The organism is Guptibacillus hwajinpoensis, from assembly GCF_005144865.1.
Taxonomy (GTDB): Bacteria; Bacillota; Bacilli; order Bacillales; family Guptibacillaceae; genus Guptibacillus; species Guptibacillus hwajinpoensis_A.
Map to the genome: position 1 here is coordinate 82,822 of NZ_SWFM01000008.1, position 10,127 is coordinate 92,948.

Sequence of the window (10,127 nt, forward strand, 5' to 3'; positions counted from 1 at the left end):
CTCCTTTTGCTTTAAATGACGCCGACATCAGCTTCAAGCGTTTTTTGAATATCTTTTACGCTTTTGCCTTTTGCACGTGCAAGAATTTCCATACGCACGGATAGCTGTTTCATAGAAAAGGCCATCGTTGCATCCAATGTGTTTCCAAACGCATTTTGAGTTCTACCACCCATTCCTTCCTGAGTTAGCTGTTGGGCAAGTGGAGCAAGTTCATTCATTTTGTTCTGTACAATTTCAAATAGAGATGGTTTCTCTGCAATCAATCGCTGCAGCAAAAAAGTGCCATAGCCGATATGACGTGATTCATCTCTTTTAAGTAGACCAACACCTTTCATTAATCCAGGCATTATTTGAGCCTGCTCTAGTGATTGATAGAAAGAAAAATAGCCTGTTTCAGCAAGAACACCTTCAACAAACATATTGTAGATCGTCGATGCTTCAGCAAGTGCTTCCCTTGAATGATCGTGCTCGAGCTTGCCCATTGCTTCGGGTAGAATATGATAGAAGATCTTCTGATATGTGTCAGAGTGATAACGTGAAAGGTCGTCTTTTTGACCAATTTCATTAAGGAAAAGTCTGAAAAACTCAGTATGTTTAGCTTCTTCAAATAGAAAAGTCGTTAGATACATCTCTTCTTCAATTCTGCCTTCTTTAGCAATCACCATAATGAGTGGCAGGAGATCAAGTGTTACGGCTTCTTCACCAGCTTGAAATTGCGAAACTAGCCTAATGATTTCCTCTTGCTGAGCTCCTGATAGAAACTGCCAGTCTTTCACATCCTGTGTGAAATCAATCTCCTTTGGATCCCACCCTCCAAACTTCTTGGCTTTTTGATACAGTCGAAATGGGAGCGAGTCTTCTTGAAGTCCTCGCTCACTTGTCGTTATCATTTCTCTCCGCATATAAGACCACCTTTCATTGCTTGCGATTTAATCCGTCAGCTTCTATAATAAAAGAGCTATCACAGAAAGCGCTTACATATTTAGTTTAACGATTTATGTCTGAACATTCGATTCCTGAAAAGATAGGGGTGAATCATGTCGATGCATGAAGAAACGTGGATGCGATCTTTTCATCAGTTGATGGAAACGAAAGACCCAATCCAACGTTGTGAAGTAATGCTCCAAAAGTGTCTTTCTCACTTCCCATTCAGACGTGCAAGTATCTTTACTTTTTCTTATTTTACGGGCATTGGAGAAGGTGTTCTCCGTGTGGACCGTAGCGGCGTATTTTCCATGAATGAAATACGAGAGGATATACGACGCATTCCACCGATTCAACGCGCATTACTTACTAATAAACCTGCTCTGTTGATGATGGATCAACATCATCAACTTTTCCCCGAAGAATATATTGAAGCTTATAATTTAACGTCCGTACTCATTATTCCTTTAAGCATTGAGCGTATTGCTATTGGCTGTGTCCTTATTGATGAGAAGGAGGAAGGAATTACAATTCATCAAGGACTAATTGATGACGTGATGGTTTATTTCAGGCAAGCACTAGGCTTTATGCTTCCGATTACTTCTCTGTCCCCAAATCCGTTAAGTCCTCGAGAAACAGAGGTTCTTCAGCATGCCGCAGATGGACACAGCACGAAAGAAATTGCCCAACTTTTGCAAATTAGTGATTTTACAGCAAGAGATTATATAACCTCAGCAATTCGTAAATTAAATGCAAACAATCGTGCTGAGGCAGTTGCGAATGCATTAAGAGAGAGGTGGATTCACTAATCATTTTCAACGAAGTGAAGGTATAAAAGCTCTTGTGTAAAAACGAAATTTTCAGTAAACTTAATATACTGACTGGTTGGTATTTAAGTGAAGAGAAGGAGGGATAACGTGAAAAGCAGTGAAGCGGAAAGCATTCACTATCGTACGTGTCCGCTATGTGAGGCGACGTGTGGACTTGAAATTCATACGGTGAATGGCGAAGTTACGCACATTGAAGGGGATAAAAAAGATCCATTTAGTAAGGGGTATTTATGTCCAAAAGGGTTTAGCTTAAAAGAACTTCACCATGATCCTGACCGAATCCGAGAGCCGATGATTCGGAAGGGGGAAGAGTGGTTTACTGTTAGTTTTGAAGAGGCATTTAAAGAAGTTCGAAAAGGTCTTCGTGGTGTGATTGAAGCGTATGGGAAAGATGCGGTAGCCGTTTATCTTGGTAATCCAAACGTTCATAATTTATCTGGCATGCTGTACCTGCCTATTTTTCTAAGGGCGCTTGGCAGTCGAAATCAATACTCAGCAAGTACAGTAGATCAAATCCCAAAACAGTTAGCGGCTGAGATGATGTATGGCGGTGATTTTAGTATTCCAATCCCTGATGTCGACCAAACGCAATATTTTCTCTGTATTGGAGCAAATCCAGTTGTTTCGAACGGTAGCTTAATGACGGGACCGAATATGAGAGGGAGACTTCAAGACTTAAAAAAACGGGGTGGTCGTCTTGTCGTTGTTGACCCCGTACGCACAGCGACAGCAAAATTGGCAGATGATCATCACTTCATTAAGCCAGGAACGGATGCTTATTTTCTATTTAGTTTACTCCACACTTTGTTTGACGAGAAACTGTCGAAGGATGACTATCTTGCTGATTATGTTAACGGTTTGGAAGAAGTAAAGGAGTTAGCGAAGGAATTTTCACCTGAGAAAATGGCGAGTGTATGCGGCATTGATTCTGAAGAGATTCGAATGATCGCCAGAGATATTTCTTCCGCCTCTTGTGCTGCAGTTTACGGGCGGATGGGAACTTGTACGCAATCATTCGGGACAATTAATAGCTGGCTTATTGATGTTATTAATTATGTTACAGGCAACCTGGATCGGGAAGGTGGCGTGATGTTCACAACACCAGCAGCTGGAGGGAAAACGTCTAGAAAAAAAGGATATCGATTTGGGCGGTTTAAAAGTAGAGTGAGCGAAATGCCAGAGGTTCTTGGTGAGCTTCCCGTGGCATGTCTAGCAGAGGAGATGGAGACGCCTGGAGAGGGACAGGTGCGTGCCTTTGTAACCGTTGCTGGTAATCCAATGGTATCTACGCCGAATAGTAAACGTTTAGAAGAAGCGGCGAAAAATCTTGATTTCATGGTAAGCGTGGATTGCTATTTAAATGAAACGACACGCTATGCAAATGTGATTCTACCAGCTCCTTCACCACTCGAGCGATCCCATTATGATCTCTCATTCTATCAGCTTTCAGTGAGAAATATTTCACATTACTCAAGCCCTGTATTCGAGAAGAAAAAAGGCCAGCTTGATGAGTGGGAAATTCTTTTGAAGCTTGCTTCCTTAATTGGAGATGAAGAGCCATCTGAAGGTGCTGTAACAAAGTTGGATGATGCTACGATGCAATTTCTAATAAATAAAGATGTGAAGAACGACCAGTCACCGGTCTTTGGACGAAATCCTGAAGAAATCATGTCCTCTCTTCAAGGTCGAAAAGGACCTGAGCGAATGCTTGATTATATGCTCAGAACGGGTCCTTATGGTGATCACTTTAAGGACGCAGAAGGGTTGAGTCTTTCAAAACTAGAAAAGCACCCACATGGGCTAGATCTTGGTCCGTTGCAGTCAAGAATTCCTGAAATCCTTTTAACGCACACAGGAAAAATTGAGCTAGCACCTGCACTAATTGTAAACGATGTGAAAAGACTGAAAGATGAAATAAGTAATAAGCCAGATATGATGTTAATAGGCAGACGACATTTACGGTCTAACAATTCGTGGTTGCATAATCTTCCTGTCTTAATGAAAGGAAAGAACCGTTGTACGATGTTGTTGCATCCTAATGATGCAAAAAGGTTTGATTTAGAGGATGGTGGAGTGGCAGAAGTAGAGTCTGAAGCAGGACGACTTCAAGTAACAGTAGAGGTAACGGATGACATAATGCCTGGGGTAGCTAGTATTCCACATGGTTATGGACATGGGTTGAAAGGAACGAAAATGGATGTTGCAGGACAAAATGAGGGTGTAAATTCGAATCTTTTAAGTTATGAAAAAAGGTTGGATGCTGTGTCAGGTACGGCGGTGCTAAACGGTATTCCGATTGCTGTTAGGAAAGGGAATCAAGGGAGGAATGAACGTGGCAATGTACGCTCTGAATTTGTTTAACGTTAAGGATGGAGAAGAGTATGCAGAGTATGCGAGAAGGGCGGAAGAACCTGTTCGTAAATACGGAGGCAAGGTTATTGCTATGGGTAAGCTAGATTCTTCTCCCGAAGGAGATATCGCACCAAGACAGGTAATGATGCTTGTGGAATGGGAATCGAAAAAAGGCATCTATCAGTATGTGAATGATCCGGATCTTGAAGACTTACATCCACATCGCGAGCTTGGTGTTGATGATTTTGTCTGGCACCTCTTTGAGAAGATGGAAGATCTAAGACCAGTATTGAAATAGAAAAACCCTCCGCATTCATGCGGAGGGTTTTCTATTAATCTTCAATAGGAAACCAACCAGGTACGCTGAAAATGGTACTCCATAGTGGTTCAGGTACAACAAGTTCATCTTGGGTTCCTATTTGTAAAGTTGTGCGGATGCTTGCTGTATCTCCATTCTCCACTTTCTCGACCCAGCGGGGCTCCATAATCATTTCGCGTCCAAGTGCAATAAGAGGAACGCCGGTTTCGAGTGCTTTTTCGACTTCATCAGGTGTATGAAGAGAACCAACACCGATAACAGGTACGAGGTGACCGATTCGATCCTTGATTAATTCCATACGAGGAGTTGTATCGTCTTCACGCATAGATCCCTGATAGAAATCAGAAAGTGATACGTGAACATAATCGAGGTTACGCGTTGCAAGTTCATCAACAAGCTGAAGAGTGTCATCCATCGTAATACCAGGGTTTTCGCGTTCTTCAGGAGAGACGCGGTAACCTACTATAAATGATTCGTCGGCGTGTTTTTTAACGGCAGCTTGTGCAGCTTCAATAACAGCGAGTGGAAATTTCATACGATTCTCAAGACTTCCACCCCAACCGTCTTCTCTACGATTAGAATGTGGAGAGAAGAATTGTTGAAGCAGATACGTATTCGCTCCGTGAAGTTCAATGCCGTCAAATCCAGCTTCGATGGCACGTCTTGTAGCTTCTCCGAATGCAACAATAGTATCTTGAATTTCTTGTTCCGTCATGGCGCGTGGTGTTTTTGAACCTTCTCGTTCAGCTGGAATAGCACTTGCACTAAGAATTTCTTCATTTGGAACGAGCTCTGGAGGGCACATTCTTCCTCCATGGAAAATTTGTAGGATCGCTTTTGCTCCTTCAGCATGTATCGTATCAGCCAATTTCTTTAGTCCAGGAATCTGTTCGTCGCGGTACACTCCAATTTCACCAGCAAACCCTTTACCATGTGTGAGAACATTTGCGCAAGCAGTTATAACGGTACCAACACCACCGGAGCGCTCTTTGTAATAGGCAAGCTCCTTATCCGATACTGTTCCATCATCATTCGATAAGAAATTTGTCATTGGTGCAAGCATGATTCTGTTTTTAAGTTCTACACCAGAAGATAGAGTATAAGGTTGTAGCATTTTTAAATTAGTAGACATTGTGATCCTCCTTCAGTACACATACTGTAATTTCAACTCTTACAGTTTAGCATGGGAGTCCTTTTCGTGTCTTTAAAAATGCCTGCTTGGTTTATGTGGAAGTTAGGAAAAGTTATGATGGTTATAAGCGCAAATAAAAAATCCGCGTAGGCGGATTTTTTGATGTTTATCTCTATATTCGTTTTGAGGAAATGGCTTCACGCATGCGTTGAAGAGATTGCTTTGATTGATCTTTCCTAGCCATCATGATGTTCACATAGAGCGCATCAACCAGACTTAATTGAGCAATTCTTGAAGCGAGCGCTTCCGATCGAAATTCTGTTTCTTGTGAAACAGTATAAAGAGGGATGTCGACTTTTTTGCTTAATGGCGATGTTGCAAGGTTTGTGATACCAATCGTGGTTGCGCCAGTTCCTCTCGCGATGTCCGCAACGCGTAACATGTCCTTATTCGTTCCCGAGTGTGAGATAAGAACGGCTACATCATCACTTGATAATTGCGAAGCTGACATGATCTGCAAGTGTGCATCACTGTATGCCGTCGTTCGTAGGCCTGTTCGAATAAACTTATGCTGAGCGTCCATTGCAATAATGCCAGAACCACCGTTTCCATAGAATTCAATGTGATTTGCCTCTAATAATGCTTGCACTGCCTGTTCAATTGTTTGGTTATTAAGAATATGATACGTATCCTCAAGGGTTCGAATATTAGAACGAAGTACTTTTTCAGCAATTTCTCTTGAAGAGTCAGATTCAGAAATGGTCTCATGGATATCTTGAATTGGATTCACAATTTCAGCAGCAAGAGCAATTTTCATCGCCTGGAACCCTTTAAATCCGATTCGCTTACAGAAGCGAAAGACTGTAGCATCGGCAACATTCAAATCATCTGCCACCTGGTTAATCGTGCTATGAATAATCTTGTTAGAATGAACAAGAATGTAATCCGCAACCTTTCGCTCTTTCTCACTAAGTTGTGAGTATGATGAGCGGATTCTAGGAAGGCAGTGACGTGTTTCGTTGTCGGACATGGATATTCTCCTCTCTATCAACTCTGATTGTAATATTGTAACCGATTACAAACAAGATGAAAATGGATTTCGTGAAAGCGCTTGTAATGAAAAATATTTAATGTATAATGACGTTGTGAGAAAAAATATTTCTTTTAATGGGATTTTTTATAAGAATATCGGATTATTGAACCCTCCAAAAATGGCAGTGTTTATCTAAGCCGAGATTTTACGAATTCTGTTTTTTTTGAAAGCGTTTACCTTTAGGTTGACTTGAATTTTAGTACATAGTGGCTTTGTTCTGTTAAAAAAGAGTTTTTCAGTTGAATTAGTACTTAATTCACAATGAATTTGATAGGAGGAGATCATATGTCAGGGAATATGTTAATTTTGATCGCAGTGCTTGCTATTTTTGCCCTTTTATTTCTTGTTATTCGTACAAAATTGCACGCGTTCGTTGCTTTACTACTTGTTAGTTTACTAGTTGGTATCGCTGCTGGTATGCCACTTGAAGGTGTAATTGAATCAATAACAGCCGGAATGGGCGGAACGCTTGGTTTCGTTGCAGTTGTTGTTGGTCTAGGTGCGATGTTTGGTCAAATGCTTGAAGTGTCAGGTGGGGCAGAGCGCCTTGCTCAAACATTGATTAAGAAATTCGGTGAAGATAAAGCACAATGGGCGCTTGGTTTAACAGGATTCATTGTCGCCATTCCCGTTTTCTTTGATGTTGGTTTCATCATTCTTGTACCGCTCGTTTATAGTCTTGCAAAAAAGACAGGAAAATCACTTTTACACTATGCAATTCCACTATTAGCAGGCCTTGCTGTTACGCATAGTTTTATACCACCAACTCCAGGACCAATCGCGGTTGCTGATTTAATTGGTGCAGATCTTGGCTGGGTTATTTTGTTTGGTTCTTTAGCTGGTATTCCAGCAATGATTATAGCAGGACCATTGTTTGGTCGATACATAGGGAAGAAAATTCACGTAACGGTTCCAGATTACATGGAACTTGAACAGAAAGAGTATGATAAAGAGCTTCCTAGCTTTGGACTTGTTACAAGTTTAATTCTTATTCCACTTGTATTAATTCTAGCGAATACGTTATCAGATGTTCTACTTGAGGAAGGTAATCCATGGCGCTCTTTCTTATCCTTTATGGGACACCCGTTCGTTGCGTTAACGATCGCAACAATTCTTGCGTTCATTCTACTTGGTACATTGCGTGGGTATACAAAGGAAGAAGTACAGGGGATTGCTAATAAAGCACTTGAACCAGCGGGTATTATTATTCTAGTAACTGGTGCAGGTGGTGTATTTAAACAAGTGCTAATTGATTCAGGCGTTGGTGAAGTACTTGGTGATAAAATGGCATCATCTGCACTTCCACCAATTCTTCTAGCTTTCTTAATTGCAGCTGCAGTTCGTGTGGCCCAGGGGTCAGCAACAGTTTCAATGGTAACAGCTGCAGGTCTAATGTCTCCTCTCATCACAAGCATGGGGATGGAAGGACCAGTTCTTGGCCTAATGGTTATTGCAATTGCTGCAGGTGCAACGGTGCTTTCACACGTAAACGATTCAGGCTTCTGGCTTGTAAACAGATTCCTAGGATTGAATGAGAAAGACACCTTGAAATCGTGGACAGTAATGGAGACGTTAATAGGTGGAGTCGGATTCCTTGTCGTCTTTGTATTAAGCTTTTTTATCAGCTAAGCTAAAAACAGTGCGAACATCATTATGATGTTCGCTTCTTTTGCTCATGATAATGAAACATTGGAGGAATGTCTTATGATGACCAACGAGCGTTATATGGTTGGTGTAGATATTGGTACAACGAGTACGAAAGCTGTTTTATATAAAGAAGATGGTAAGCCAGTATCAAAGCATAATGTTGAATATCCATTATATACACCAACACCAGCCACAGCTGAGCAAGATCCTGAAGAAATTCTACTAGCAGTTGTGGAGTCTATTCGAACGGTGATGCAAGATAATCAGTTAAAGGCGAATCAGGTGAAGTTCGTTTCTTTCAGTTCAGCGATGCATAGTTTGATTGCTATAGATGAAGCGGGTAAGCCGATAACAAAGTGTATAACGTGGGCAGACAATCGAAGTGCAAAATGGGCAGAAAAGATCAAGAATGAGATGGAAGGACATGAGATCTATCTACGGACAGGTACACCGATTCATCCCATGTCGCCACTTTCTAAGCTCGTATGGTTGAAAAACGAAGAAACAGACCTATTTCAAGCAGCGGCAAAATTCATTTCCATTAAGGAGTATGTTTTCTATCGCTTCTTTGAAGAGTATGTTGTTGATTATTCCATCGCTTCAGCAACAGGTTTATTTAATCTAGAACAACTTGATTGGGATGATAAAGCACTTGAGGTAGCAGGTATAACAGCAGATCACCTATCGAAGCCAGTGTCGACAACTCATATCGTAGAAGGATTAAAAGCGCCATATTGTGAAGAAACCGGTCTAAATGAATCAACGAAATTCATTCTTGGAGCAAGTGATGGAGTTCTTTCCAATCTTGGTGTAAATGCTATTGAACCTGGTGTGGTTGCTGTCACAATTGGAACAAGTGGTGCGATTAGAGCCGTCACAGACCGACCAGTTACTGATCCAAAAGGACGTATTTTCTGCTATGCTCTTACAGAGGACAAGTGGGTAATTGGTGGACCTGTAAATAACGGTGGAATCACGTTCCGATGGGTACGAGATCAGTTTGCTGCATCTGAAACAGAGACAGCCAAACGGCTTGGCATTGATACGTACGAAATTCTTACGAGAATCGCAGAGCAGGTGAATCCAGGCTCTGATGGTCTTATTTTTCACCCTTATCTTGCAGGTGAACGGGCACCACTTTGGAATGCAGATGCACGCGGAAGCTTCTTTGGCCTCGCTATAAATCACAAAAAAGAGCATATGATTCGCTCTGTCCTTGAAGGGGTTATTTACAATCTATACAGCGTTCTTCTAGCACTTGAAGAACTAATTGGTGTACCAAAACAAATCAAAGCAACAGGTGGATTTGCACGATCAGTCCTTTGGCGTCAAATGATGGCGGATATCTTTAATCAAGAGGTGACCGTTCCCGAAAGCTATGAAAGCTCATGCCTCGGTGCAATCGTCCTAGGTATGGAAGCACTTGGCGAAATCGATTCCTTGAATATTGTATCTGAGTTAGTTGGAGACACCCACAGCCACCAACCAAACCAAGAAAACGTCCAAATCTACTCAGAACTACTACCAATCTACATCAGAATATCCAGAAAACTAACAGAGGAATACACAGAAATAGCCAAATTCCAAAATAGAATAAAGTAAAGCGAATGCGCCTGTCCACCCCCGACAAGCGCTGGAGCCTTTCAAAATGAACACGGTCTTTGTGTTCAATTTGAAAGGTGAAGCGACTCGAGGGGGTAGGCGCAGTAGCTGGAACAAAAGTAAAGCGGAAGCGCCCCGTTTAAACCCGGCAGGCACTGGAAGCTTTCAAAATGAACACGGTCTATGTGTTCAGATTGAAAGGTGAAGTGACCGAGGGTTTGGGGTGCA

Annotated in this window: 8 protein-coding genes; 5 read left to right on the forward strand and 3 right to left on the reverse strand. The window is 41.7% G+C overall.

Annotated elements, in window-relative coordinates; translation table 11 throughout:
- Positions 1-11: 11 nt before the first annotated feature.
- Positions 12-902: a R2-like ligand-binding oxidase gene (locus tag FBF83_RS18785; RefSeq protein WP_136948687.1), complete on the reverse strand. Its 891-nt coding sequence runs from the start codon at positions 900-902 to the stop codon at positions 12-14.
- Between the two features lie 135 nt (positions 903-1,037).
- Between FBF83_RS18785 and FBF83_RS18790 the strand changes: the two genes are divergently transcribed.
- From FBF83_RS18790 to FBF83_RS18800, 3 genes are all read left to right on the forward strand, one after another.
- A complete protein-coding gene (locus FBF83_RS18790; RefSeq protein WP_136948688.1) occupies positions 1,038-1,733 on the forward strand; it encodes a helix-turn-helix transcriptional regulator in 696 nt (231 codons plus the stop codon).
- A 108-nt stretch (positions 1,734-1,841) separates the two neighbouring features.
- Positions 1,842-4,115 carry a molybdopterin-dependent oxidoreductase gene (locus FBF83_RS18795; RefSeq protein ID WP_136948689.1) on the forward strand — a complete coding sequence of 758 codons (2,274 nt, stop codon included), beginning with the start codon at positions 1,842-1,844 and terminating at the stop codon, positions 4,113-4,115.
- Complete coding sequence (locus tag FBF83_RS18800; protein ID WP_240688152.1) at positions 4,093-4,404, forward strand: DUF1330 domain-containing protein; 312 nt, start codon at positions 4,093-4,095, stop codon at positions 4,402-4,404. The genes FBF83_RS18795 and FBF83_RS18800 overlap by 23 nt, the downstream gene beginning before the upstream one ends.
- Positions 4,405-4,438: 34 nt before the next feature.
- Here FBF83_RS18800 and FBF83_RS18805 read toward each other — a convergent pair whose 3' ends face one another.
- The gene (locus tag FBF83_RS18805) at positions 4,439-5,557 is read right to left on the reverse strand and encodes an NADH-dependent flavin oxidoreductase (protein ID WP_136948691.1); all 1,119 of its coding nucleotides are present in this window, start codon (positions 5,555-5,557) and stop codon (positions 4,439-4,441) included.
- Positions 5,558-5,729: 172 nt separating this feature from the next.
- Positions 5,730-6,587, reverse strand: a complete 858-nt coding sequence (locus tag FBF83_RS18810) for a MurR/RpiR family transcriptional regulator (RefSeq protein WP_136948692.1) — start codon at positions 6,585-6,587, stop codon at positions 5,730-5,732.
- 348 nt (positions 6,588-6,935) lie between these two features.
- Here FBF83_RS18810 and FBF83_RS18815 point away from each other — a divergent pair, with 348 nt between their 5' ends.
- A complete protein-coding gene (locus FBF83_RS18815; RefSeq protein ID WP_136948693.1) occupies positions 6,936-8,279 on the forward strand; it encodes a GntP family permease in 1,344 nt (447 codons plus the stop codon).
- A 78-nt stretch (positions 8,280-8,357) separates the two neighbouring features.
- Entirely contained in the window at positions 8,358-9,899 is a 1,542-nt protein-coding gene (gene gntK / locus FBF83_RS18820; protein ID WP_136948695.1) for a gluconokinase, read from the forward strand.
- Positions 9,900-10,127 lie beyond the last annotated feature (228 nt).